This is a genomic window from Microtetraspora sp. NBRC 13810 (assembly GCF_030268685.1).
In the GTDB taxonomy this organism is placed as follows: domain Bacteria; phylum Actinomycetota; class Actinomycetes; order Streptosporangiales; family Streptosporangiaceae; genus BSRQ01.
In genome coordinates, this window is record NZ_BSRQ01000006.1 from 88,300 (window position 1) to 113,645 (window position 25,346).

The 25,346-nt window shown below is 70.3% G+C and carries 23 protein-coding genes; 8 read left to right on the plus strand and 15 right to left on the minus strand.

All coding sequences use genetic code 11. The annotated features are described in order from the left end of the window. The first annotated feature begins 177 nt into the window (after positions 1-177). The gene (locus tag QSK26_RS14140) at positions 178-1,230 is read left to right on the plus strand and encodes a glycoside hydrolase family 18 protein (protein ID WP_285775562.1); all 1,053 of its coding nucleotides are present in this window, start codon (positions 178-180) and stop codon (positions 1,228-1,230) included. On the opposite strand, the gene QSK26_RS14145 is transcribed toward QSK26_RS14140, so the two are convergent. Next, a complete protein-coding gene (locus tag QSK26_RS14145) occupies positions 1,211-2,491 on the minus strand; it encodes a class I SAM-dependent RNA methyltransferase (RefSeq protein WP_502888706.1) in 1,281 nt (426 codons plus the stop codon). The two genes, QSK26_RS14140 and QSK26_RS14145, sit on opposite strands and share 20 nt — an antisense overlap. Before the next feature lie 12 nt (positions 2,492-2,503). Beyond that, complete coding sequence (locus QSK26_RS14150; protein WP_285775563.1) at positions 2,504-4,549, minus strand: APC family permease; 2,046 nt, start codon at positions 4,547-4,549, stop codon at positions 2,504-2,506. A gap of 112 nt (positions 4,550-4,661) precedes the next feature. Here QSK26_RS14150 and QSK26_RS14155 point away from each other — a divergent pair, with 112 nt between their 5' ends. Then, positions 4,662-5,327, plus strand: coding sequence for a potassium channel family protein (locus tag QSK26_RS14155; protein ID WP_285775564.1), 666 nt, complete (start codon positions 4,662-4,664; stop codon positions 5,325-5,327). Continuing rightward, positions 5,327-5,986: a potassium channel family protein gene (locus QSK26_RS14160; protein ID WP_285775565.1), complete on the plus strand. Its 660-nt coding sequence runs from the start codon at positions 5,327-5,329 to the stop codon at positions 5,984-5,986. The genes QSK26_RS14155 and QSK26_RS14160 overlap by 1 nt, the downstream gene beginning before the upstream one ends. Positions 5,987-5,999: 13 nt before the next feature. Here QSK26_RS14160 and QSK26_RS14165 read toward each other — a convergent pair whose 3' ends face one another. The 6 genes from QSK26_RS14165 to valS form a co-directional block, all read right to left on the minus strand. Next, positions 6,000-6,761, minus strand: a complete 762-nt coding sequence (locus QSK26_RS14165; protein ID WP_285775566.1) for a DUF3159 domain-containing protein — start codon at positions 6,759-6,761, stop codon at positions 6,000-6,002. A 22-nt stretch (positions 6,762-6,783) separates the two neighbouring features. After that, positions 6,784-6,996 carry an OB-fold nucleic acid binding domain-containing protein gene (locus QSK26_RS42110; protein ID WP_285775567.1) on the minus strand — a complete coding sequence of 71 codons (213 nt, stop codon included), beginning with the start codon at positions 6,994-6,996 and terminating at the stop codon, positions 6,784-6,786. A 468-nt stretch (positions 6,997-7,464) separates the two neighbouring features. Continuing rightward, positions 7,465-8,151 carry a DUF3710 domain-containing protein gene (locus tag QSK26_RS14175; RefSeq protein ID WP_285775568.1) on the minus strand — a complete coding sequence of 229 codons (687 nt, stop codon included), beginning with the start codon at positions 8,149-8,151 and terminating at the stop codon, positions 7,465-7,467. Positions 8,152-8,169: 18 nt separating this feature from the next. Beyond that, a complete protein-coding gene (gene dut / locus QSK26_RS14180; RefSeq protein WP_502888701.1) occupies positions 8,170-8,610 on the minus strand; it encodes a dUTP diphosphatase in 441 nt (146 codons plus the stop codon). A 194-nt stretch (positions 8,611-8,804) separates the two neighbouring features. Beyond that, positions 8,805-10,190, minus strand: coding sequence for an AI-2E family transporter (locus tag QSK26_RS14185; RefSeq protein ID WP_285775569.1), 1,386 nt, complete (start codon positions 10,188-10,190; stop codon positions 8,805-8,807). Between the two features lie 68 nt (positions 10,191-10,258). After that, positions 10,259-12,799, minus strand: a complete 2,541-nt coding sequence (valS, locus tag QSK26_RS14190; RefSeq protein WP_285775570.1) for a valine--tRNA ligase — start codon at positions 12,797-12,799, stop codon at positions 10,259-10,261. Between the two features lie 82 nt (positions 12,800-12,881). Here valS and QSK26_RS14195 point away from each other — a divergent pair, with 82 nt between their 5' ends. Continuing rightward, positions 12,882-13,193 (plus strand): DUF4235 domain-containing protein, encoded by a 312-nt coding sequence (locus tag QSK26_RS14195; RefSeq protein WP_285775571.1) that lies wholly within the window; start codon positions 12,882-12,884, stop codon positions 13,191-13,193. A 71-nt stretch (positions 13,194-13,264) separates the two neighbouring features. Here QSK26_RS14195 and QSK26_RS14200 read toward each other — a convergent pair whose 3' ends face one another. The 5 genes from QSK26_RS14200 to QSK26_RS14220 all read right to left on the minus strand — a co-directional run bounded on the left by QSK26_RS14200 (position 13,265) and on the right by QSK26_RS14220 (position 18,412). Beyond that, positions 13,265-14,665, minus strand: coding sequence for an alpha,alpha-trehalose-phosphate synthase (UDP-forming) (locus tag QSK26_RS14200; protein ID WP_285775572.1), 1,401 nt, complete (start codon positions 14,663-14,665; stop codon positions 13,265-13,267). Between the two features lie 148 nt (positions 14,666-14,813). Then, entirely contained in the window at positions 14,814-15,659 is an 846-nt protein-coding gene (locus tag QSK26_RS14205; protein WP_502888702.1) for a hypothetical protein, read from the minus strand. 74 nt (positions 15,660-15,733) lie between these two features. Beyond that, a complete protein-coding gene (locus QSK26_RS14210; RefSeq protein WP_285775573.1) occupies positions 15,734-16,033 on the minus strand; it encodes a DUF4193 domain-containing protein in 300 nt (99 codons plus the stop codon). A 271-nt stretch (positions 16,034-16,304) separates the two neighbouring features. Continuing rightward, positions 16,305-17,648 carry a sensor histidine kinase gene (locus tag QSK26_RS14215; protein WP_285775574.1) on the minus strand — a complete coding sequence of 448 codons (1,344 nt, stop codon included), beginning with the start codon at positions 17,646-17,648 and terminating at the stop codon, positions 16,305-16,307. A 110-nt stretch (positions 17,649-17,758) separates the two neighbouring features. After that, positions 17,759-18,412 (minus strand): response regulator transcription factor, encoded by a 654-nt coding sequence (locus QSK26_RS14220; RefSeq protein ID WP_285775575.1) that lies wholly within the window; start codon positions 18,410-18,412, stop codon positions 17,759-17,761. Positions 18,413-18,643: 231 nt separating this feature from the next. Between QSK26_RS14220 and QSK26_RS14225 the strand changes: the two genes are divergently transcribed. Further along, on the plus strand, positions 18,644-18,808 hold the full coding sequence (locus QSK26_RS14225) for a hypothetical protein (protein ID WP_285775576.1): 165 nt from the start codon (positions 18,644-18,646) through the stop codon (positions 18,806-18,808). A 72-nt stretch (positions 18,809-18,880) separates the two neighbouring features. On the opposite strand, the gene QSK26_RS14230 is transcribed toward QSK26_RS14225, so the two are convergent. Next, complete coding sequence (locus QSK26_RS14230) at positions 18,881-19,690, minus strand: inositol monophosphatase family protein (RefSeq protein WP_285775577.1); 810 nt, start codon at positions 19,688-19,690, stop codon at positions 18,881-18,883. A 93-nt stretch (positions 19,691-19,783) separates the two neighbouring features. Between QSK26_RS14230 and QSK26_RS14235 the strand changes: the two genes are divergently transcribed. From QSK26_RS14235 to QSK26_RS14245, 3 genes are all read left to right on the plus strand, one after another. Then, on the plus strand, positions 19,784-21,271 hold the full coding sequence (locus tag QSK26_RS14235; RefSeq protein WP_285775578.1) for a recombinase family protein: 1,488 nt from the start codon (positions 19,784-19,786) through the stop codon (positions 21,269-21,271). Positions 21,272-21,337: 66 nt separating this feature from the next. Further along, complete coding sequence (locus QSK26_RS14240) at positions 21,338-22,549, plus strand: helix-turn-helix domain-containing protein (protein ID WP_285775579.1); 1,212 nt, start codon at positions 21,338-21,340, stop codon at positions 22,547-22,549. Positions 22,550-22,623: 74 nt separating this feature from the next. Next, complete coding sequence (locus QSK26_RS14245) at positions 22,624-22,845, plus strand: hypothetical protein (protein WP_285775580.1); 222 nt, start codon at positions 22,624-22,626, stop codon at positions 22,843-22,845. Between the two features lie 387 nt (positions 22,846-23,232). Here the strand turns inward: QSK26_RS14245 and QSK26_RS14250 are convergent, their stop codons facing one another. Further along, complete coding sequence (locus tag QSK26_RS14250; protein WP_285775825.1) at positions 23,233-25,221, minus strand: S9 family peptidase; 1,989 nt, start codon at positions 25,219-25,221, stop codon at positions 23,233-23,235. Positions 25,222-25,346 lie beyond the last annotated feature (125 nt).

The window sequence follows — 25,346 nt, forward strand, 5'->3', positions numbered from 1 at the left end:
GGCACTTGGGACACCCTTCAGGTTTGCCCCCCGCCCGGCCCGGATTCCTTGGTACCGTTCTTGCTCTACGTATCCGTTCGACCACGTGCCGCGATCGACTCCCGTCCCGGTTCGCGGCGGGCCGCCGAGGGGTGCCACCTCCCGCGGCGCGGGGAAAGGGACACGAAGGGAGACCAGATGCCGGTGCCGCCCGAGTCGTCCGCAGCCCGCCCCGAGCGGCTTCCCGGCACACCTCCCGCTCCGGTCACCGCCCTGGCCGCGGTGACGCTCGCCGCCGTCACCGGCACCGCCGTGTGGGCGCTGCCCGCCGCCGCGCCGGAGGACGCCGCGCCGCGGGCGCGGGCGGCGCCGCACTCGGCCGCGGCCGAGCGGACCGGCCTGGACCACCGGCTCGTCATGATGTCACCGGGCCGGCGGCCCAGCGGCTACGTCACCTTCGTCGACACCGCCCGCCGCCCGATGACCGACCTCGGCGAGTCGGTGCGCCGCACCGGCGTCTGGTGGTACGCGCTGGGCCACATCGTCCCCGCCGCCGACGGCTGCTCGCCCGCCTGGAACGGGCCGCCGCTCACCCCGTCGATGGCGGGCCGCATCGCCCGGCTGCGGGCCGCGGGCGGCGACGCGTCGCTGACCCTGGGCGGCGCCGCCGGCGACCTCGCCGCCAGTTGCCTCTCCCGGGAGCGGCTGACCGCCGCCTACCGGCGGGCGGCCGCCGCCTACGACGTCTCCCACCTCGACTTCGAGGTCCCCCGCGACGAGACCACCGGCCCCGCGCAACGCAGGGCCGCCGCCATCACCGCACTCCAGCGCCACCCCGTACGGCACGGCGTCCCGCTCGACATCGGCTTCACCCTGCCCGCCGGCCCGTCCGGCCTGACCGCGGGTCACCGGCGGATGCTGCACGCCACCCGCGAGGCCGGCGCCACCATCGGCACCGTCAACCTGCTCGTGCCGCTGCGCCGCACCGCCGGCTCCTCACAGCTACGCCGGCTGGCCGCGTCCTTCCACGCGGCCCGCGCACAGGTCGCCTCGGCGCTGGAGCTGCCCCCGGCCGAGGCCGCCCGGCGGATCGGGCTCACCCCGGTGCTGGGCGCCGCCACCGACCTCAGCCCGATGGAGGCGCGCAAGCTCGCCGACTTCGCCGAGCGCAACCGGCTCGCCTGGCTCTCGCTGCGCGGCACGCCGCCCGGCGAGAGCGTGACCGAGATCCTCAGCGGCTCGGGCGTGTGAGCAGCGCGACGCACTCCACGTGCGCCGTCATCGGGAAGGCATCGAAGGCGCGCAGCTCCGACAGCTCGTACCCGTGCCCGGCGAACCAGGCGATGTCCCTGGCCAGGGTGGCGGGGTCGCAGGACACGTAGACGATCCGGGTGGCTTCGAGCCTGGCGACCCGGTCCACCACCTCGCGGCCCAGACCGCTGCGCGGCGGGTCCACCACCACCAGGTCGGCCCGCTCGATGCCGTGCCGGTCCAGCGCGTTCTCCACCCGGCCGCGCTCCACCTCGGCCCACGGCAGGTCGCGCAGGTTACGCCGGGCGTCCTCCACCGTGGCGGCCTCGGACTCCACGCCGAGGACCCCGCCCTCGGGGCCGACCGCCTGGGCCAGCTCCGCGGCGAACAGCCCGACGCCGCAGTAGAGGTCGAGCGCCCACTCCCCCGGCCTCGGCCGGGCGAAGTCCATGACGGCCTCGACCAGCGTCGCCGGGGCCCCGGGATGCACCTGCCAGAACCCGCTCCCGGTCACCTCGAAGGTGCGCTCGCCGACGCGCTCGCGCAGCACCTCCGAGCCGCGCACCGCCTCGGTGCGGCCCCGCCCGTGCGCCACCAGCACGGCGGCCGGCGCGTCCAGGGCGGGCATGACGACCTCCCTGCGGCCCTCCGGCGCGACCACCACGGCCCGGTCGCCGCCGGAGGAGGCGATCACCTCGACGCTCGCGGCCCCCCGCCAGTTCTGGCTCTCCGCGCCCACGGCCTCGACCTCGGGGTGGGCGATCAGGCACGCGTCGATCGGCTCGACCTCGTGCGAGCGGTGCCTGCGCAGCCCGATCACGCCGTTGCGCCGCGCCGCGAACTGCACCCGGGTGCGCCAGCCGAGCCCGTCGGGCGCGCCCGGCACCTCCTCGACCGTGACCTCCCTGTCGATTCCGGCGAGCCTGCTGAGCTGCTCGGCCACCACCTGGGCCTTGAGCCGCCGCTGCGCCTCCAGCGAGGCGTGCTGCCAGTCGCAGCCGCCGCACGCGCCCGGCCCCGCGTAGGGGCAGGGAGGGGCGACCCGGTCCGGGGACGGCTGGAGGATCTCGACCGCGTCGGCGCGCAGGAACTTCGCGGTCTCCTCGGTCACCTTGACCCGGACGCGCTCGCCGGGCAGCGCGTGCCGGACGAAGACCACCCGGCCCTCGTGCCGGCCGACGCACCAGCCGCCGTTGGCGACCCGCTCAACCGTGATCTCCACTTCTCCCCCATGCCGTCGACGTTGTGGGCGACGTGTCAGGGTACCGTCACCTCACGCCTTGGCGTGGTCGTCCTTGCGCGGAGCCGCGTCCCAGGGCCGGCGCACGGCCCCCGGCGCCCAGGGCTCGGGACGCCCTCTGAGCCGGTCGGAGGAGTGCAACTGCCAGGGCACACTGGTCACCATGACCCCCGGCACGAAGAGCAGCCTGCCCTTGAGACGCAGCGCGCTCTGGTTGTGCAGGATGTGCTCCCACCAGTGGCCGACGACGTATTCGGGGATGTAGACGGTCACCACGTCCCTGGGGGATCGGCGGCGCAGCGTCTTGACATACTCCAGGATCGGCCGGGTGATCTCCCGGTAGGGCGAGTCGAGGATCTTCAGCGGCACCGGGATGCCGTACTTCTCCCAGTCGTCCTGCAACGCCCGCGACTCGGGGCCCTCCACGCCCACGGTGACCGCCTCCAGCGTGGAGGGACGGGTGGCCCTGGCGTAGGCGAGCGCGCGCAGGGTGGGCTTGTGGATCTTCGAGACGAGCACGATCGCGTGGTTGCGCGCGGGCAGCATCGACTCGTCGTGCTCGGCCTCCTCCGGCACGGCCAGCTCGGCGGCGACGTTGTCGTAGTGGCGCCTGATGGCCTTCATCATGAGGAAGAGCACCGGCATCGCGATGCACACGATCCACGCGCCCGCCGCGAACTTCGTGAACAGCACCACGACGAGCACGACGGCGGTCATCAGGCCGCCGAAGCCGTTGATCACCCGCGACCGGATCATCTGCATGCGGACCCTGCGGTCCCGCTCCGTCCTCAGCAGCCGGGTCCAGTGCCGGACCATGCCCGTCTGGCTGAGCGTGAAGGACACGAACACGCCGACGATGTAGAGGTTGAGCAGCCGGCTCACGTCGGCGTTGAACCCCCACAGCAGCAGGCAGGCGCCCCCGGCCAGCAGGATGATGCCGTTGGAGAACGCCAGCCGGTCGCCGCGGGTGTGCAACTGCCTGGGCAGGTAGCGGTCCTGGGCGAGGATGGAGCCGAGCACCGGGAAGCCGTTGAACGCGGTGTTGGCGGCCAGGAAGAGGATGAGCGCCGTCACCGCCGAGATGGCGAAGAACAGGATCGAGCCGTTGCCGAAGACCGCGTCGGCGAGCTGGGCGATGATCGGCTGCTGGTAGTAGCCGGGGCCGGCGGGCTGCCCGTTGATCAGCACGTCGTGCGCGGCCACCGAAGGCTCGGCCACCTTGACCCCCGAGGCGAGGCCCAGGGCGATGATGCCGCCGAACATGCTCACCGCGACCAGGCCCATCATCAGCAGCGTGGTGGCCGCGTTGGTGCTCTTGGGCTTGCGGAACGCGGGCACGCCGTTGCTGATCGCCTCGACACCGGTCAGGGCGGCGCAGCCGGAGGAGAACGCGCGCAGCACCAGGAAGGCCAGCGCGTAGGAGGCGAGGTTCGTCTGCTCGGCCACGATCTGGTAGTCCGCCGTGGGGGCGCGCAGCTCGTCGCCGAGCACGAGCAGCCGGAATCCGCCCCACAGGATCATCCCGAGAACGGCGATCATGAACGCGTACGTCGGGATGGCGAAGGCCGCGCCGGACTCGCGGATGCCGCGCAGGTTGATCAGCGTGAGGAAGGCGACGATGACGATGGCGACCAGCGGCTTGTGCTGGGCCACGAAGGGGATCGTCGCGCCCACGTAGTCGACGCCGTTGGCCACCGAGACCGCGACGGTCAGCACGTAGTCGACCATCAGGGCGCTGGCCACCGTGAGGCCCGCGTTGCCGCCGAGGTTGACCGTGGCCACCTCGTAGTCGCCGCCGCCGCTCGGGTAGGCGTGCACGTTCTGCCGGTAGGAGGCGACCACGACGAGCATGACCACCACGACCGCGATCGCGATCCAGGGGCTGAAGTGGTAGAAGGAAACGCCTGCGAGTGAAAGGATGACGAGGATCTCCTGCGGCGCGTAGGCCACCGAGGAGAGCGCGTCACTCGCGAACACCGGTAGCGCGATCCGCTTGGGCAGCAACTGCTCGTGCAGTTGCGTGCTTCGCAGCGCCCGCCCTACCAGCAGGCGCTTGGTTAGATCCGTCACTTTCGACACGACTGCCGATGGTAGTCGGCGACTTCCGGGTCCGCTTCTTCGGCACTCCCCGATCGGGCCATACTGACTAGGTACAGACATCGGACCGCCTCAGGGCGAGCGGCGGGGGAGAATGCACATCGTGATCATGGGATGTGGCCGGGTCGGTTCGACCCTGGCGCACATCCTCGAGGACAACGGCCATTCCGTCGCGATCATCGATCGCGACCCGCAGGCCTTCCGCCGGCTGCGGGCGGGGTTCCGGGGGCGGCGGGTCACCGGGATGGGGTTCGACCGGGACGTCCTGGAGGAGGCGGGCATCGGGACCGCCGGAGCCTACGTCGCGGTGAGCAGCGGCGACAACTCCAACATCATCTCCGCCCGGGTGGCCCGCGAGACCTTCGGCGTCGACAACGTGGTGGCCCGCATCTACGACTCGCGCAGGGCCGAGGTCTACCAGCGGCTCGGCATCCCCACCGTGGCCACCGTGCGGTGGACGGCCGACCAGATCCTGCGGCGCATCCTCCCCGAGGGCGCGGAGCCGCTGTGGCGCGACCCCACCGGCACCATCGTGCTGGCCGAGGTCACCTGCAACCCCGGCTGGGTCGGCACCCGCACCGCCGACCTGGAAGCCGCGATCGGCGCCCGCCTGGCCTTCATCAACCGGATGGGCGAGGCGGTGCTGCCCAAGGAGGACACCATGGTGCAGGAGGCGGACATCCTGCACGTCCTCGCGGCCGAGAACGACATGGACCGGATCAACAAGGCGCTGTCCGGCGCTCCGGAGGGAGACGACTGATGCGGGTCGCAATCGCCGGAGCCGGGGCCGTCGGCCGTTCGATCGCCGCCGAGCTCCTGGAGAACGGGCACGAGGTCCTGCTGATCGACATCGATCCCAAGGCCATCAAGATCGACAGCGTCCCGCGCGCCGAGTGGCTGCTCGCCGACGCCTGCGAGATCTCCTCGCTGGACGAGGCGGGGCTGAACAACTGCCACGTCGTGGTCGCGGCGAGCGGCGACGACAAGGTGAACCTCGTCGTCTCCCTGCTGGCCAAGACCGAGTACGGCGTGCCGCGCGTGGTCGCCCGGACCAACCACCCGAAGAACGAGTGGCTGTTCAACGAGTCCTGGGGCGTCGACGTCGCGGTGTCCACGCCGCGCCTGCTGTCGGCGCTCGTCGAGGAGGCGGTCAGCGTCGGCGACCTGGTCCGGCTCATGACCTTCCGGCAGGGCCAGGCCAACCTGGTCGAGCTCACCCTGCCCGAGGACGCCCCGGTGGTCGGGCAGCGGTCCGGCTCGGTGGCGTGGCCGGTCGACTCGGCCCTGGTCGCGATCCTGCGCGAGGGGCGGGTCCTGGTGCCCAGCGCCGACGACCCGCTGGAGGCCGGCGACGAGCTCCTCTTCGTGGCCTCCCAGGAGGTCGAGGAAGAGCTCGCCCAGTTGCTCGCCCCCCACTAGGAGGGGCGGCGGGTCAGGCCGGTGAGGTGGGCTGGATCGGGGTTCGCCCGCGAGCCAGGATCCAGGCCATCGCACCGAGCGCGGCGACCTGGAGCGGCCAGCCCAGCACCACCTTGGAGATGCCCAGCGCCGCCACCTGGTCGGCCCAGTAGAGCGGCAGCTGCACCACGACCCGGAGCAGGCAGGGCAGCATGAGCAGCCAGGTGAGGCGGGAGCACAGCCGAACGATGCCCCGGTCCGCCCGCCAGCCCGTCGGGTCACCGGTGATCGAGCCGATGAGGAAGCCGACCAGCGGCCACCGGGTGACGATGGACAGCAGCATGGCCACCGCGTAGGCGCCGTTGTAGAGGATGCCGGGCAGGAACACGTCCTTGGCCTCGCCGGTGCGGGAGGCGAAGAACGCGCCGACGGCGATGCCCACCAGGCTGTTGATCACGAACTGCGGGCTGGACCGCTGCACCAGCCTGACCACCAGCAGGACGACCGCGGTCGCGATGCTGGTGATGAGCGAGAACCGCAGGTCCTGCGAGCTGATCCAGGAGAGCGTGAAGACGATCGTCGGCACCGCCGCCTCGACGATGCCGCGCTTGCCGCCGAGTGCCTTGGAGAGCTGGGCCCGGACGGCGGCCTCCACCGTGTCGTGCGCGGTCACGGCCGATCCCTTCGCCGGCTTCGAGTCCGGCTCCTGGACGCGGTCCGCGCCCGCGGGGTCCTGCCCGGTCGTGCCGGAGTCGCGCGACGCGCTTCCCCCTGAGGCCACATCGGCCGTGCTCATCGCGTCGCCCACACCTTCTCGATCACGCTCCGCCCGCCGGGCGCAGCTCGTATCTCGGGTTGAACATCACCTTGCGGCCGTCCTGCAGGCTGACCAGGCCCTCGGCCCGGACCACCCGGCCGGGCTCGATCCCGGCGATCTTCCTACGGCCCAGCCAGACCAGGTCGATCACGTCGGAACCGTCGTAGAGCTCGGCTTCGAGGGCGGGAGCACCGCCACGAGGCCGCAGAGTCACGGTACGTAGCGTACCGGCTACGCAGAATTTGCGCCGCGAGGCGCACGAGGCGATAGGGGTGGCCCCATGCCGGTCGAGGTCTTCCTGAAGCTCTTCGGCCTCCAACTCGGCCTGACTTGTGGTCAGCTTCCTGAAGAACCCGCGAAATCCCGCCCGTTTGTGGGGGTCTGACGCACTCACGACCCTCTGCCTTCCCACCATGTAGACGTGCCTGCCCGCGGCCGGAACCGGCGAACCCCACCGGCCCCGTCCCCGTCGAAAGAGTCAACGAAGGAAGGGGAAGAGAGGTTTCACAGCCCTCGCCCGGGTCGGAGGGCTGCCCGCGTCACCGCTCCCACGCGGAGCGGCCGGCGCGGCGTGGTCCGGTTCCACCGCCACCGACGCGACTCTACCCGCCCTCCGCCGCAATACAAGCAGGGGAGGACTCCGCCTCCCCTGTCCGCCCTTTTCTGCCGGTATCCGGCCAGGTCAGCGGGTCTCGGTGATCTCCGGGCCGCGCTTGAACGGGTTGAGGTCGGGCGTCTGGTCCTCGGCGTGCTGGTCCACCGCCTGTTTGGCCTCGCTGGGCAGTTGCAGCGCGATGGGCTCCTTGGGCGGCATCGGGGTGTCGCCGCGGACGACGACGATGTCGCGGATCACGGCCTCCAGCGGCTCGGCGGCCACGGCGTCCGCGGCGGCCTTGCCGCTCAGCACGCCGCGCAGGAACCAGCGCGGGCCGTCGACGCCGATGTAGCGCACCGGCTGGACGCCCTGGTCCTCCACGGGCACCTGGCCGATGAGCTCGACGCCGAGCGCTCCCTCGCGCTCCTCGACGGTGCCGCCCGCGCTCTCGACGCCGGCGGCCAGCTCGGCCCGCACCTCGTCCCAGATGCCCGAGCGCTTCGGCGCGGCGAACGCGTGCACCTGCAACGCGCTGTCGTCCACCAGGATGAGCGCGCCGACGATCTGGTCGCCCGCGACGTTGAGCTGCACCTCGAATCCCTCGCCGACCGGCAGCAGGAGCCCGCCGAGATCGACCCTCTCCCGCTCCGGATACGGCTCGTCGGAGTCCCAGGGGCCCTGTTCCCTCGCGGGCTGCTGCGGCGTCCGCTCAGATACGGCTTCCGCCGCGGCTTCCGGCTCCGCACGGCGGCGGCGTCCGAACACTTTCCTCACGCTCCTTGAAAAAACAGATCAGCGACCGGTTGACCCGAACCCACCGGCGCCGCGCGCCGATCCCGGCAACCGCTCGACTTCATAGAAGGCCGCCCGCTCGACACGCTGGATCACCAGCTGGGCTACCCGGTCGCCGCGCCTGAAACGGACGGCGCTTTTGCTGTCGGTGTTGAGCAACGTCACCCTGATCTCGCCGCGGTAGCCCGCGTCGACGGTGCCGGGCGCGTTGACCAGGGTGACGCCGTGCTCCGCGGCGAGCCCCGAACGGGGGTGCACGAAGGCGGCGAACCCGTCGGGCAGCGCGATCGCCACCCCGGTGCCCACCACGGCCCGCTCTCCCGGCAGCAGCTCGACGTCCTCCGCGCAGTACAGGTCCGCTCCCGCGTCGCCCGGGTGGGCGTACGACGGCAGGGGCAGGCCGGAGTCCAGCCGCCGGATCAGTACCTCGACAGCGCTCACCAGTGGCTCACCGCTCCTCGTCCGATGTCCCGTCGGGACCGCCGCGCGCGCCACGCGACGCCCTCTCCCTCAAAGTACGCCCTCACGGGCCCGCTCCTCACCGGTCGCCGGCACGGACCGGGCGCCCGTGAACGGGGAGGCCGGTGTGGCCGGGATCGTCGGTGTGGAACGGGTCACGGACCGGAACACTATCGCTACCGGGGCGCGGGTCCGCCCGTGTCCCCGCGCATGTCTCCAACCTCGCCGCCCGAGTCGTCCCGATCGCCCGGCTCATCCCTGCGTGCGTCCGGGGTGGGCGGCTCGCCCTTGGGCGCGTCCCGACTGGGCGGCTCGGCCTTGGGCGCGTCCGGGGTGGGCGGCTCGGCCGCCGCTCGTCCCTCGGGCGTCTCCCGCGCGGTGGTCCGGTCCTTGGCCGGAGCGGGCGCGGCGTCCCACGGGACCGCGCCGCCGGCGGCGGACCCGGGGGGTGGCGGGGGATGCGCGCCGGGGGCGGGGGGCGCCGGGCCCGGTGGGCCGGTGGCCGGTGAGTCCCGGCGCAGCTCGGGCAGCGCCCGGTAGAACACCGCGGCGACCGGCACGGCCACCACCGCCCCGGTGATCCCGGCGAGGACGCCGCCGACGGCGAGCACGAGGATCACGGCGAGCGGGTGGAAGTTGAGCGCCCTGCCCACGATCAGCGGCTGGAGCACGTGGTTCTCCAGTTGCTGCTCGACGAGCAGGATGCCGAGGAAGATCAGCGCGTAGATCGGACCGCGGGCGCCCAGGGTCACCAGGGTGGCCAGGCCGCCGGCGAAGAAGATCCCGATGATCGGGACGAAGCTGGCGAAGAAGATGAGCACCGCCAGCGGCGCCCAGAGCGGGACGCCCATCCCGGCCAGGACGATGCCCATGACCAGGCCGTGCACCCCGGCGACCGCCACGGTGCCCTGCACATAATGCGAAAGGGTCCGCCAGGCCACCCGCCCGGCCCGGTCCACCCTGGGCGTGACCCGGCCGAACGCGCGCAGGAACCACGACCAGATCCGGTCGCCGTCCTTGAGCATGAAGAACGTGACGAACAGCAGCAGCACGATCGAGGCGAGCACCTCGACGGCCACGGTGGCGCCGGTGAGCACCGTGTCGGTGATCGCGCTGCGCTGCTGGTTGAGCTGCCTGGTGAGCTCCTCCACCCAGGAGGCGAGCTGGGACTCCTGGAGGTGCAGCGGACCGGTGATCAGCCAGTTCTGCAGGTCGCGGGCGGTCTGCTGGATCTGCTCGACCAGCCGGGGGAACTCCTCGTTGGCACGGACCCCGATGATCCACCCGGTGCCGACCAGCACCGCGAGGCCGAAGAGCATGGTGAGCCAGGTGGCCCAGATGGGCCGCAGCCCGGCCTTCCGCAGCCGGCTGGTGATCGGATAGAGCAGCGCGGTCAGCAGCAGCGCCAGCGCGACGGGCAGCGCGACGAAGCGCAGGGTCGCCAGAACCTGGGCGAAGTAGTACACCACGATGCCGAGCACGATGAGGCATCCGCTCCACGCGGCCATCGTGGCCAGCGCGGGCGGGACCAGCCTCCTGCGTTCTTCCCGATCCGAGATCACCCATCCAGACTGGCACGCCCGCCCCGGAAACGCGCGCATGTTTCCGGGGCGGCCGTGACCGTCTTTCCTCAGGTGAGCGTCACATCCACGCTGAGCGGGCCGTCCTCGCGGCCGAGCACGAACTCCTCGACGTGGCCCGCGGCGCACAGGTCGTCCTGCGCGGCGCGGACTGCGGGGACCTGGGAGCCGGTGACGGTGAGGCGGGAGACCTCGGCCCGCATGGACGCCTTGGCCTCGGACTTCGCCCGGCGCACCCGGCCCAGCGCCTCGGCGACGGCGGCGAGCACCGCCGGGTCGCCGGCGGCGCCGAGCCCGGCGGCCTCGGGCCACGGGGCGCGGTGCACCGACCCCGCACGCCACCAGGACCACACCTCTTCGGTGACGAACGGCAGGAACGGCGCGAAGAGCCGCAGCTGCACGTCCAGGGCCTGCCGCAGCGCGGCGTGCGCGGAGCGGGCCTGCCGGTCCGAGCCGTACGCGCGCGCCTTGACGAGCTCCAGGTAGTCGTCGCAGAAGTGCCAGAAGAACCGCTCGACGGCCTCCAGGGCCCGGGTGTGCTCGTAGGAGGCGAGTGCCTCCGTGGCCTCCGCCACGACCTCGCGCAGCCGGGCCAGCATCGACAGGTCGAGCGGCTCGGTGACCTCGCCCTCCTCGCCGCCGAAGCCGAGCACGAACTTCGACGCGTTGAGGATCTTGATGGCGAGCCGCCGGCCGATCTTGAGCTGGCCCTGGTCGAAGGCGGTGTCCACGCCGAGCCGCCCGCCGGCGGCCCAGTAGCGGACCGCGTCGGAGCCGTGCTGCTCCAGCAGCCCCATCGGCGTCGTGACGTTGCCCTTGGACTTGGACATCTTCTTACGGTCGGGATCGAGCACCCAGCCCGAGATGGCCGCGTCGGACCACGGCAGGACGCCGTGCTCCAGGTGCGAGCGCACGACGGCGGCGAACAGCCAGGTACGGATGATCTCGTGCGACTGGGAGCGCAGGGTCATCGGGAAGACCCGCCGGAACAGGTCGTCGTCGGTGCCCCACCGGGCGGCGATGTGCGGGCTGAGCGAGGAGGTGGCCCAGGTGTCCATCACGTCCGGGTCGCCGGTGAAGCCGCCCGCCTTGCCGCGCTGGTCCTCGGTGTAGCCGGGGGGCACGTCGCTGGACGGGTCCACCGGGAGGGCGTCCTCGGCGGGCACGATGGGGCGGTCGTGGACCGGCTGCGCGTCGCCGTCCAGCGGGTACCACACCGGGATGGGCACGCCGAAGAACCGCTGCCGGGAGATCAGCCAGTCGCCGGCGAGTCCCTCGACCCAGTTCTCGTAGCGCACCCGCATGTGCGGCGGGTGCCAGGCGAGCTCCCCGCCCCGGCCCAGCAGCCGGTCCCGGAGCGCCCGGTCGCGCCCGCCGTTGCGGATGTACCACTGCCGGGTGGTGACGATCTCCAGCGGCTTCTCGCCGCGCTCGTAGAACTTCACCGGCCGGCGGACCGGCCGGGGCTCCCCTTCGAGGTCGCCCGCGTCGCGGAGCAGCTCCACGACGCGCTCCCTGGCCCCCTGCGTCGTACGGCCGGCCAGCTCGGCGTAGGCGGCGGCCGGGACGCCGTCGGGCGGCTCCGGCAGCAGCCGCCCGTCCCAGCCGATCACCGGGCGGGTGGGCAGGCCCAGCTCCCGCCACCAGGTCACGTCGGTGACGTCGCCGAAGGTGCAGATCATCGCGATGCCCGAGCCCTTGTCCGGCTCGGCGAGCCGGTGGGCGAGCACCGGGACCTCGACGCCGAAGACCGGCGTGCGCACGGTGGCGCCGAACAACGACCGGTAACGCTCGTCGTCGGGGTGGGCGACGAGGGCGACGCAGGCCGGGATCAGCTCCGGCCGGGTCGTCTCGATCCACACCCTGCCGTCGCCGGTCGCGGCCGGGTGCCCCTGCGGCAGGTGGAAGGCGATCCGGTGGAAGGAGCCGGGCCACTCCCGGTCCTCCAGCTCTGCCTGGGCGACCGCCGTGCGGTAGGTGACGTCCCACAGCGTCGGCGCCTCCGCGACGTACGCCTCGCCGCGCGCGAGGTTGCGCAGGAAGCCGCGCTGGGACACCGCGCGGGCGCGGTCGCTGATGGTCGTGTAGAGGAGCGACCAGTCCACCGACAGCCCGACCCGCCGCCACACGTCCTCGAAGGCCCGCTCGTCGATCGCGGTGAGCCGGTGGCACAGCTCCACGAAGTTGCGCCGCGAGACCGGCACCTGCGTCTTGCCGGGTTTGGCCGGCGGTTCGAAGTCCGGGTCGTAGGGCATGGCGGGGTCGCACCGGACGCCGAAGTGGTTCTGCACGCGGCGCTCGGTGGGCAGGCCGTTGTCATCCCATCCCATGGGGTAGAAGACGGATTTGCCGCGCATGCGCTGGAAACGGGCGACGATATCGGTGTGGGTGTAGGAGAAGACATGGCCGATGTGCAGGGAACCGGAGACGGTGGGCGGCGGCGTGTCGATCGAGAAGATCTGCTCGCGGCTCGCGGACCGGTCGAAGCGATAGGTCCCCTCGGCCTCCCAGCGGGCTACGCATACCGCTTCGAGCCCGTCGAGAGAAGGTTTCTCGGGCAAGGCGGCATGGCGCAATCGCTGTTCGGTCATGCCTCCTTATCTTAAGGGGGTCGCGATCGGCGGCGCTGTACGATTTAGGGTTCGCTCCGTGACAGGAAACAGGGAGACAAACATGGGCGATAAGGCGGAAAAGCCGGATATGACGTGGCGGGTGATCGGCGGGCTGATCGCGCTCGGCGTCGGTTTCGCCACCCGCAAGGCGGTCGCCTACGGCTGGCAGAAGACCACCGGGAAGAAGCCCCCGGCCGATCCCGACTCGCTGGAGGTCGGCATGGCCGAGGCGATCGGCTACGCCGTGGTGACGGCGGTGGGCATGGAAGTGGCCCGGATCGTCGCGACCCGGGCCGCCGCCAAGCGCTACAAGGCGTGGTCGGCCAGGACGGTGGCCAAAGCCGTGGCGGAGGCGGCGACCCCCAAGGCCTGACCGGCTCCCCCCTTGCCTGACCGACCCCCCGGGGCCGGTCCGGCTGCCGGGCCTGACCGCCGCCCCGCCGCTCACCCGGCGTCCGGCGCCTCCGGCTCGGGCCGTTCCAGGGCCCGCAGGAAGTCGCCGGCCCAGCGGTCCACGTTGTAGGTGGCCACCCTGCGGCGCAGCGTGCGCATGCGACGGGCCAGCTCGTGCGGGGTGGACCGCATCCCGGCGAGCATCGCGCGCTTGAGCCCGTCCACGTCGTAGGGGTTCACCAGGAAGGCGTGGCGCAGCTCGTCCGCCGCGCCGGCGAACTCGCTGAGCACCAGCGCGCCGCGCAGGTCGTGGCGGCAGGCGATGTACTCCTTGGCCACCAGGTTCATGCCGTCGCGCAGCGGGGTCACGACCATGACGTCCGCCGCCAGGTAGAGCGCCGCCAGCTCGTCGCGCTGGTAGGACTGGTGGAGATACTGCACCGGCTGGTGGCCGAGCAGGCCCTGCTCGCCGTTGATCCGCCCGACCCGGAGCTCGATGTCGTTGCGCAGCCTGCGGTACTCCTCCACCCGCTCCCTGCTGGGCGTGGCGATCTGCACGAACACCGCCTCACCCGGCTTGATCGCCCCGTCCGCGAGCAGCTCGCCGAACGCCTTGAGCCGCTGCCCGATCCCCTTCGTGTAGTCGAGCCGGTCCACGCCGAGCAGCACGAACTCCGGCTCGCCCAGCTCGGTGCGGATCTCCTTGGCCCGCGCGATGATGTGCGGCTCCCTGACCAGGGTGTCCAGCTCGCCGAAGTCCACCGAGATCGGGAACGCCTCGGCGCGGACCACCCGGTCGGGCAGGTAGATCTCGTGCCTCTGGTGCTGGAGGCCGAGCAGCCGGCGGCAGAGCCGGATGAAGTTGGACGCGCCGCCGGGCCGCTGGAATCCCACCAGGTCGGCCCCCAGCAGCCCTTCCAGGATCTCCCGCCGCCAGGGCAACTGGGAGAACAGCTCGGCCGGCGGGAACGGGATGTGCAGGAAGAACCCGATGCGCAGGTCGGGCCGCAGTTTGCGGAGCATCGCCGGGACGAGCTGGAGCTGGTAGTCCTGCACCCAGACCACGGCCCCCTCGGCCGCCGCCTCCGCAGCGGCGAGGGCGAAGCGCTCGTTGACCGCCCGGTAGACCTCCCAGCTGGCCCGCGAGTAGATGGGGGTCGCCACCACGTCGTGGTAGAGCGGCCACAGGGTGGCGTTGGAGAAGCCTTCGTAGTAGCTCTCGACCTCGGCCGAGGACAGCGGGACGGGGATGAGGCTCATGCCGTCGTCGGAGAACGGCTCCAGCCGCTCGTCGGGTGCGCCGTGCCAGCCGAGCCAGGCGCCGTCGCGCCGCTGCATGACAGGGGCGATCGCGGTCACCAGACCGCCCGGGCTGCGGCGCCAGCCGGCGTCCCCCACTCGATCCACCGGTAGCCGGTTGGCAACGATCAGAAACGAGCTACGGTTCTGCACGCGTCCCTCCCATAGGTCGGCTTCAAGACCACCTTACGGAAGGGACACAGATCGCTTTCGCCCGGCTACCGCTCGAAGGCGCGGCGGCGCAGGGGTTCGCGGGCTCATCCCGGGTTCCGCGGCCCGGGCAGCTCTCTCCGCTTGCGCCTCATCCCGGGTTCCGCGGCCCGGGCAGTTCTCTCCGCTTGCGCAGGTCGGCGCGGACGGCCGCGCCGAGTCTTCTGGTGGCCGCGCGGTTCAGGGCTCCGCCCGCGACGGCGCCGGTGAGGAAGGGGCCGAGGGTGGTGAGATGCCGGCCGAGCGTGCGCATCAGCCGGTTGCGCAGGGCGGTCTTGGCCGCCGCGCCGATGGCGAGGGAGACTGTGCCGGGCGCGAGGGGGTCGACGCCGCGCTGTTTGGACCAGGCGACGCTGAACGCGATCGCGCGCTGGGTGCCCGAACCGGGCACCACGTCGCCGTAGACCTCGTGCAGCTCGGCGATGAGCTTGACCTCGATGGCGGCCACGACGAGGGTCTCGGCGACGAGCTGCGCGGGAGCCGACAGCAGGAGGGGCGGCGCCGCGAACTCCGCCGCCGCGACCGCTCCGCCGATGGCGCCGACGGCCATCGTCGCCTTCGCCGCGGTGCGCACGAGGTCGTCGGCGAGAAGCTCGCCGGTGAGACCGTGGTGATGCTCGGAGAGGGTGGCGGCGTCCCTGATCGGGATGCGCGGCGCCACCGCCATGAACACGTCGGCGAGCCACCGGCCGCGGCCGGCCCCCGATTCGCCCGCCTTCTTGCCGCCCCGGACCAGGGCCTGGGTGAGGCGGCCGAGCAGCCTCCGCCGCTCGGCGCCGTCGATGTCACCGGGCTGGGCGAGCTTGCCGACCAGCTCGGCGACCTCTTCGTCCGCCGTGCGCGGCGCCTCCACGACCGCGCCCGGCCCGTCGGCGCCGGGACTCCCGGCCGTCACCGGCTCCTCCGGCGTCACACCTGTGTCTTCGCCCGGCGGCACACCGGGATCCTGCGATGATCGATCCGCTCGTTCGGTCACTCTGCGGAACCTCCTCAGGTCCGTGGGAGGGACGATCAGGCGGCGCACTCCCGGCAGATCTGCTGCCCGGCCTTCTCCGAGGCGAGCTGGCTGCGGTGATGCACCAGGAAGCACCGTGAACAGGTGAACTCGTCGGCCTGGCGCGGAATCACCCTCAGAGAGAGCTCCTCGTTGGACAGGTCCGCGCCGGGCAGTTCGAGCGACTCGGCGAGATCGGTCTCGTCGATGTCGATGCTGCCCGAGGACTTGTCGGTACGCCGAGCCTGGAGCTCCTGGAGGCTGTCCTCGCTCAGGTCGTCGTCGGTCTTACGTGGGCTGTCGTAGTCGGTTGCCATTGTCCTGCTCCATCCCCCTCATCTATGTGTCTGCTCCGTCGCGCGCGTATAACGTCTGGGGAGCCCATCTTGTGCCCGGACAGGTCCGTGAGATTTGTGCTTCGGTACCCCGCCGGAACGGCCGCTGAACCTCCCCACACGTGAGTGAGCCGCCGTCAATGGGAGTAGTTAGCCAAATATGGCGAAACCCACAGCATTGACGCCATGCAGCACCGCGTTCGACGGCACATCCAACCACATGTACGGCGCTGACGAGACGCCCCCCGCCGGATCAACGTCCCGACGGCGTTTTTCCGGGGATCGCGCCCGACCTCGGGAGCCTCACGGTGACCACCAGACCTCCGCCCTCCCTCGGCACGGCCGACACGTTGCCACCGTGCGCCTGCACCACCGCGCGCACGATCGACAGCCCCAGACCCGACCCCTTCGCCGAGTCCACCCGGTCGGCGTTGAGCCGCCTGAACGGCTCGAAAAGGCTGCCCACCTCGTACGCGGGCACGTGTGGCCCGGTGTTGGCGACCTGAACAACCAACGCCCCGTCCAACATTCCCGTACGAACCCAGACTTTTCCTGATTCGGGAACGTTGTACTTGAGCGCGTTCTCCACCAGGTTGGCCACGCAGCGCTCCAGCAGGACCGGGTCGCCGGTCGCCGGCGTGGACGTCATGTCCCGCTCGATCGTCACGCCCGCCTCGGCGGCCACCGGGGCGAGCTGTTCCAGCGCGGCCTCCGCGACGTCCTTCACGTCCACCGGCTGGCGCACGTTCAGCTCGCGCTCGCTGCGGGCGAGCAGCAGCAGGCCCTCGATGAGCCGCTCGTTGCGCGCGTTGACCTCCAGCAGCGTGCGGCCGAGCGCCTTGAGGTCCTCCGACGCCACCGGGTCCGACAGCGCGATCTCCAGCACGGTCCTGTTGATGGTCAGCGGGGTGCGCAGCTCGTGCGAGGCGTTCGCCACGAACCTGCGCTGGGTGTGGAAGGCGACGTTGAGCCGGGTGAGCATCGCGTCGAAGGTGTCGGCCAGCTCCTTCAGCTCGTCGTCCGGGCCCTGGAGGTCGATCCGCTGGTGGGCGAGGGTGCTCTCGGAGAGCTTGCGGGCGGTCGCGGTCATCTGCGTCACCGGCCGCAGCGCCCGGTCGGCGACGACATAGCCCAGCATCAGCGCGATCAGGCCCATGCCGAGCAGGGCGAGCAGCGAGTTTCTCAGCACGAGGCCGAGGATCGTGTCGTTGGCCACCTGGAGCCTGGCCCGCGCCGTCTCCTCCAGGATCGCGCGCAGGTCCGGGTCGAGGTTGAAGGGCACCTGGAGGGTGAGGGTGCGCAGGTTGACGTCCAGCGCCGACTGGATGATGACGTACATCACGGCTTCGAGCAGGGCGCCGGCCATGAAGAACAGCGCGCCGTAGGTGAGGGTGAGCCGCCACCGGATGCTCAGCCGGCCGGGGATCGCCTTCACCTGCGCCCACAGGTCGCCCTCCGCGACCGGCTTCGCCGTCGGCGGGGGCGGCCCGTCCCAGGCCGGCGGGCCCGAAGGCGGGGGGGCCGAGCCGTGGTAGGGCCGGGCCCCGGTCTGGGCGACCGGCCCCCTCCCCCGGTTCTCCGGCTGGGGGCTGATCATCGGATGGGTGGGACCTGTCGTCTTCTGCGCCGACACGGGAGCCACGAAGGAGGGGCCGGCGGCCTTCCCTCCGGATGGACGTCCCTGCGTCGTCGGCTCCCGTGCGTCACTCACAGCTTGTAACCCACTCCCGGCACCGTCTCGATCACCTGCGGGTCACCGAGCTTCTTCCGCAGGGTCATCATCGTGACCCGCACCACGTTGGTGAACGGGTCGATGTTCTCGTCCCACGCCTTGTCCAGCAGGTCCTCCTGGCTGACCACGGCGCCCTCGGCGCGCATCAGCTCCTCCAGGACGGCGAACTCCTTCTTGGTCAGGGCGACCTCCCGGCCGTCGCGGGTGACCAGGCGCTTGCCCGGGTCGAGCCGCACGCCCGCGCGCTCCAGGATGGGCGGCAGGGCGGGCGCCGAACGACGGCCCAGCGCCCGCACCCTGGCCACCAGCTCGACGAACACGAACGGCTTGGCGAGATAGTCGTCGGCCCCGAGGCCGAGCCCCTCCACCTTGTCGTCCACGTCGCCCGAGGCGGTGAGCATGAGGATGCGCGAGGCGCTCCGCTGGGCCACCAGCCTGCGGCACACCTCGTCGCCGTGCACCACCGGCAGATCCCGGTCCAGCACGATCACGTCGTAGTCGACGTAGGCGGTCCGCTCCAGCGCGCCGCCGCCGTCGTAGGCGACATCGACGGCCATCGCCTCGCGCCGCAGACCGGTCGCGATCGCGTCGGCCAGCACCCGCTCGTCCTCGACCACAAGTACCCGCATCCGCCTCTGGCACCTCCTGGACATGTCCCGTGTGGGACGGCTTCATTTTGACCACAGCGTGCGTAAGCGCACGGTAAGCGCCCTCCCCACGATAGGGAGGCGAGGTCGGTGAACCCTACGGAAAGTTTCCATGATTCATGGTTTGAGGCGGGATTCCGGGTGGGTACAGGGTGTGCCATACCCCCGTGGCGCGTTCGGCGTCACCGCCTCCACCCCTAGAAAGTAGGTGAGATGGGCGAGTTCACGACCACGATCGAAACCAGGCTCGACCAGGCCTATAGAGGCCTCCAGGAAGCCCGGTCCGCCGGCGACGACTTTCTCGCCGACACTCTCGCCGCCGAGATAGAGGACCTGCGCCGCATCGCGGTGGACAACGGGGTCTCTCTCCAGCGCTGAACCCCACGAAGACCGCGGGGCCCGCCCCCGAGGCAGGGGGCGGGCCCTCTTCTTCGCGTGCCTTCCGGCCGGTCAGGCGTCGCGCTCGGGATCCAGCGTGACCAGCAGATCGTGCAGCTCCTCGAACAGTCCGGGAGCCGCGGCCAGGGTCATGTCCGGGTTGTGCGGCCTGCCGTTCAGGCCACCGACCCGCGCGCCGGCCTCGGCCGCCACCAGGCCGCCGGCCGCGTGGTCCCAGTACTCCGTGCCGCGCTCGTAGTAGCCGTCCACCCGGCCCGCCGCGACCGAGCACAGGTCGGCCGCCGCCGAGCCGCTCCGCCGGATGTCGCGGACCACGGGCAGCACCCCGGCGAGCACCTCGGCCTGGACGACGCGCCGCGCGGCTGAGTAGCCGAACCCGGTGGCGATCAGCGCCCGGGACAGCGGCACTCCCGTGTTGCAGCGCAGCCGCTCGCCGCCCAGCCAGGCGCCGCCGCCGAGCCAGGCGGTGAAGAGCTCGCCGCGCGGCACGACGTTGACCGCGCCGGCGACGACGGTCCCCGCCACCTCGACGGCGACGCTGACCGCCCACTCCGGCAGGCCGTACAGGAAGTTGACCGTGCCGTCGATGGGGTCGACGATCCAGCGGACGTCGCCGCCGCCGGTCGCGCCGCCCTCCTCGCCGAGGACGGCGTCGCCGGGCCTGGCGGTCCTGATCCGGTCCCGGACCAGCTCCTCCGCCGCCCGGTCGAGCGCGGTGACCACGTCGGTGGGGCTGGACTTCGTCTGCACCACCTCCGGGCGCGCGGACCGCTTCTGGCGGAGCATGTCGCCCGCCTCGCGGGCGATGTCCGCGGCGAGGACGGCGAACTCCCGCGGCTCCGGCGTCGCGCCGCCGGTCACGCCAGGGACTCCGGCCGCTGCCACTCCCGCCCGAGCACATGCTGGGCGAGGAAGGCGAGGATGGTCCCCTTTCGGTAGTGGTACACTTGATTCATGATCAAAGCTGCCTCATATTCACGTCGGTCCGATGCACGGGGTAAGCGATTCGATGAACGTTCCGTAGAAGAACAAGACGAGCTTAACTCAAGAGCCGCAAGCACTAATGGTTGGGACCTAAGCCCTGACCGCATGTTCCGTGACAACAACATCAGCGCATCTCGGTACTCAACAAAAGAACGCCCCGACTGGAGACGGTTAGAGCAAACACTAGAGTCGCAGGTCATAGACGTACTCATCGTTTATGAGACGTCTCGTGCATGGCGAAAGATGCACGAGTGGACGGCACTAGTCGAACTCTGCGCCTTCAATAAAGCTCGCATCCACGTAACCGCAGACAATCGCACATACGATCCCAACGATGACCGCGCTTGGACCACGCTTATAGAGGATGGCCTAGACAGCGAGAAGGAAAGCCGGAAGATATCCAAGCGGGTAAGAAGGGCGATGGACGCTAACAAGCAGAATGGCAAGCCACACTCAAGCCCTGCATACGGCTACCGGATCGAACTCGACCCGAACGACCACACTAAAAAGATCCGCGTACCTGTACCCGAGCAAGTTCCCATAGTTGGGGAGGTGATTGAGCGTGTTGCATCCTCGGATCCGCTCATCGCCATAGCCAAAGACCTTAACTCACGAGGTATCCCTAGCCCCTCAGTAGCTCAAGGACTTAAGCCACACCCCAGATCCAAGGGACCGGCACTATGGTCGCCTGCCATGCTAAGGCGCATCTGCAAGAACCCTGTCTATATCGGCAAGCGAGAGGCAGACGGCATCCTAGTAAATGGCACGTGGCCAGCGATCGTGGATGAGGAGCTGTTTTGGAAGGCAAACAACGTCCTCGCAGACCCCAGCCGCAAAACCACTAAGCCTGGTCGCGTTAAGTACCTACTAGCGTTCCACGGAACGTGCGACGTATGCGGTTCCTACCTCGCTCGCATGGGGGGAAGGGAAGTCAACCGCTACCGGTGCAACGGGCCTAAGGGATGCGTCACTATCCGCATGGATTGGGTAGACCTCTTCATCGGTGAGCTAGCCTGCCACCGGCTCGCCAAGAAGGACATCTACGAAATTCTTGCAAAGAACGATGATAACCAGAAGAACCTAACGACAGAACTGGAGTCGCTTAGGGCAGAACACAAGGAAGCCCTACACCTTAGAGCAAAGAAGAAGATATCACTGATCGCTCTGAGTCAGGAAGAGGAAAGGATTCTCCCCCGCGTAGCAGAGCTTGAGGCGGCTCTACGGCCCGTTACCCTTCCCAAAGTGCTCGAAGACCTCATGAGAGACGCCAAGGGCGATCTAGCCACGATCAGAGCTAGATGGAAGGCACTAGCGATACCGGCGCAACGCGATGTCCTACGGAGTCTCTTTAAGAGCATCAGCATCAGACCTACAAAGACCATGGGCCAGCACAAGACAGAAGCTCAGATAGAGAGCATGCTCCGTGAACGTATCGCCCATGAGTGGCACAACGAATAGCCACTAGACACCATCCCATATACACAGGGACGCTGAGGGCCGCGTGGACGGGCTACGCTGGCCGGTATGGAGCACATAGGCGACCGTCTCGCCCGCTTGCGGCGGCTCGCTGACCTGACCCAGGAGGAGCTAGCGGAACGCTCCGGCGTATCGGTCGATGTGGCGCGGAAGCTGGAACAACGACGCAAACACAGCGCTAGATTGCCCACATTGCATGGGCTTGCGAAAGGGCTCGGGACAGAGGTCACCGCACTCATTGGCGATCCGCCCGCTGTCCCGTCGAACGGGGATGCGGAGTCGCCGCAACTGGTCGCCCTGAGACGCGCCATCATGCCACCCTTGTTCGCCCCGCCTCCCGAACGCAACGCGGCAGAGTCGCTGTCGTTGCCGTTGCTTCGGGCTGAGATCTCCGATGGCTGGACGCTCTATCACAACGCGGAGTTCGACCGGTTGGCCGATGTGCTTCCGGGGATGATCGCGGACGCTCGGCTTTTCGCTGCGATTGGTTCTGCGGAGCATCGCGCGCAGGGCGAAGGAAGTCTGAGCAAGGCGCTACAACTGGCCGGTCATCTCGCCATCCGGCTAGGGAAAACCGATCTCGCACTGTCGAGCCTTGAGCGCGCCGCGACGGCAGCTCAGAACTCGGGCGACCTCTTGCTTGCTCCGATGGTTTACGGGTCCGTGGCGTGGGCTTACCAACGTCAGAACCGACTCGGTGATGCTGAGCACCTTGCGGAGCGGGCGGCCGACACAGTGGAGCACGAGACCGGCATGAAGACCGCTGCCGGTCTGCGGGTATGGGGTGGCCTGGTTATGTCAGCGGCGACGAGCGCCGCGCGATCGGGAAGCTACGACCGAGCAACCGAGATGATGACCACGGCCGAACAGTGGGCTAAACGGTTGCCCAGCCTCCCGCCGGTCGAGGACAGCCGCGCGGTATCGGTGTTCAACCGTTCATCGGTTCGGATTGAGCGGGTCAGGCTCGCGGTACAGCACGAACGTCCTGATGAAGCTCTTGGCCTTGCCAAGGGCCTACGGCTAAGCGCCGACGTTCCGCCGTCATGGCGTACATGGTTCTTGCTGGACGTGGCGCGGGCGTATACCGATATCGGCGACGCTTTCGGTGCTGTCAGGACTTTAGAGGCTTTGAGGCGTGCCGCTCCGGGATGGATGCGGCATCACGTTCTTGCGGTCGCCATCATCCAAGACTTGTACTCGGGTCCGGTTCAGCCCCCAGGGCTGCGCAAGCTTGCTGAGTATGTGGGGGTACGTCCCTAGTCTTGTTCGTAGCGTGCCAAAAGTGGGACGTTCCGTCCCTGCTGCGAACGGCTCTCGCCCGCTTCGCTGGAACCATGCAGCACTCCCACGGCAGCCGGACTATGACCGATGATCGAAATTGGAGTGTCCGGCGCGCGGTCAGCTATGGCGAACTCCGGCTGGAGCTGATCACGGACGGCGAAAATTGGGCGATCCGCAAGAGCGGGAATCTGCTTTGCGAGGGTTATCACCAAGAGATCGCCTATGTCTGGGATGTGCTTACGACGGCGATCTTTGGGCCGGAAAGCCCGTCATGAACCAAGACGTGACGCAGCTCGAATGGTCGGCGTACTACCAGCGCAGCCCACGATGTCGCGTGCTTGATCAGGTCTCGTTCTCCGAGGGCGTAGAGCTTGTGCTGATCGCCGAGGGCGGACAGTGGGCCGCTCGCCGCACAACGTCAGTTGGCTTCCGGGTGGTCCGGCGTGAGGAGACGGCACGGGGCATCCCACGTAGGAAGAGGGAAGCATGGGACTGGCTGACCGGCCGCAACGTGGAGTAGAGGCATCCGACCAACGGTGTGAGGCGTGTCGTACGGGTCCGGCCGGATGATGTGAGCCCCCGGGAGATGAACCTCCTCCCGGGGCTCACTCATGATCGAAAGCCCTCAGGAGACCCCTGGGGGTCGCTGGCGTGCCTCGTGTCTAGTCAGTGTTCGATCTCTCTGGGTCAAGACTTCCCAGGTCAACGAGGCCAGAGAACTTGGGCGGCTCAAAGTTGGGCTTGAGGTACTGATACAAGAAGGCAAGGACGGTCTCATACCAGGCCACGACGTTCCCCGGCTTGAGCACCCAGTGGTTCTCGTCGGGGAAGTAGAGGAACTTCGACTCCACCGAGGAGCGCCGGAGGTCCCACCACAGCCGCAGCGCCTCGCCGATCGGCACCCGGTAGTCGCGGTCGCCGTGGATCACCAGCATCGGCGTGGTGATCGCGTCCACCGACCGGTGCGGGGACAGCGTGTCGTACAGCGCCGAGCCGGGCTCGCCGAACTCCCGCTGCCAGTAGGACTGCATGTCGGTGGTGCCCGCGAACTGGTCGAGGTGCCACAGCGAGGCGTGCGTGACGATCGCCTTGAACCTGTCGGTGTGCCCGGCGATCCAGTTGGCCATGTAGCCGCCGAAGGAGCCGCCCATCGCGCCGGTCCTGGTCTCGTCGATCTCCGGCCTGGCCACCGCCGCGTCGGTGATCGCCATCAGGTCGGCGTGCGTGCGCGGCCCCCAGTTCCGCCAGCCGCGCTCGATCATGGCGTTCCCGTACCCGGTGGACAGGCACGGATCGGGCAGCAGTACGGCGTAGCCGTGCTCGGCCATGATCCACGGGTTCCACCGCCACGACCAGTCGTTCCAGCTCGCGACGGGGCCGCCGTGCACCCACAGCAGGAACGGCGCCGGGTTGTCGGCGGAGGCGCCCTCGGGCAGCACCAGCCAGCCCCTGATCTCGGCGCCGTCGTCGGCGGTGGCGGTGACCTCGGTGAGCGTGCCGGGAATGTCCAGCCGGGGCGCGGGAGAGGGCAGGTCCTCGATCCGCCCGTCCACCGCGGAGATCCGCACCGGGGTGTGGGCCAGCGCGATGCCGCTGCGCAGGGCGTAGAGCGACCGGCCGTCGGGCGCCGGGCAGACCTCCAGGTAGGAGGCGTCGTCGGCGGTGAGGCGCACCGGGTCGCCGCCGGCGGCGGGCACCCGGAAGACCGGGCGGCGGCCGAGGTGGTCGGCGGTCACGAAAAGGGTGCCCGAGTCGGGGGCCCAGGCGACGGAGGAGGGCCGGATCTCGGCGACTTCCCTGCCCTGCCCGGTCTCCAGGTCGACGAGCCACAGCCACGCGCGCGGGATCCGGTCGGCGCCGCCGTGCAGCTCGCGGGCGCAGGCGACGTGACGGCCGTCGGGTGAGACGGCGACCGGGCCGCCGTAGTCGTAGCCGTCCTCGGAGGCGAGGACCCGCCTGGTCCCGGCCTCGGCGCCGGCCCCCGCGTCGATCGCGACGAGGTCCACCCGCAGCTCGCCGCCGGGGAGCGGCACCGCCCAGGTGGTGACGACGGTGGAGCCGTCGGGGGTGACGTCGAAGGACGCGTTGTCGAGCGCGCGGCCGGGCTCCGGCGTCAGGTCCCTGACGCCCTCCAGCCGCTCGCCGCCGATCGTCGCGGCGAACAGCCGGGTCTGCCCGGGGCCGAGGTCGTGGTCCCAGTACCGCACCGGGTGCGACTCGTGCAGGATCGCGCTGATCCCGGCGTCCTTGCGGGCCTTGCGGCGCTCCGCCTCGTCCGCCTCGTCGCCCGGCAGCACCTCGGCGGCGTAGACGGCGGTGCCGCCGCCGGTCCGCACGGCGGACACGCCGCCCGGCCTGTTCGCGACCTGCCGCGCCTCGCCGCCCCGCGCGGGCAGCAGCCACAGCGCGGGCACCTCGTCGTCGGCGTCCTTGGCCGAGGGGTCGGGCCTGCGCGAGACGAACAGCAGGTCGCCGCCCTCGGTGAACTCCGCCCCGCCCTCCCCCTTAGCCGAGCGGGTCAGGCGGGCGGCCTCGCGGCCCGCGTCGAGCGGCACGTCCCACACGGAGGTGCCGTAGCTCTTGCCGTCGGGATTCAGGGCCTGCACCACGCCGGCCAGGCGGGTCCCGTCCGCCGAGAGCCGCAGGGACATCAACCGGGGAACACCGACGAAATCACGAACGTCCTTGAACAGAGTCACCCACCGAACCTACTCCTTGCGCCAGGAGAGGGGCCCGCGCTTACCTGCCCGGCCGCCGGATCGGGTTGGATGAGCAC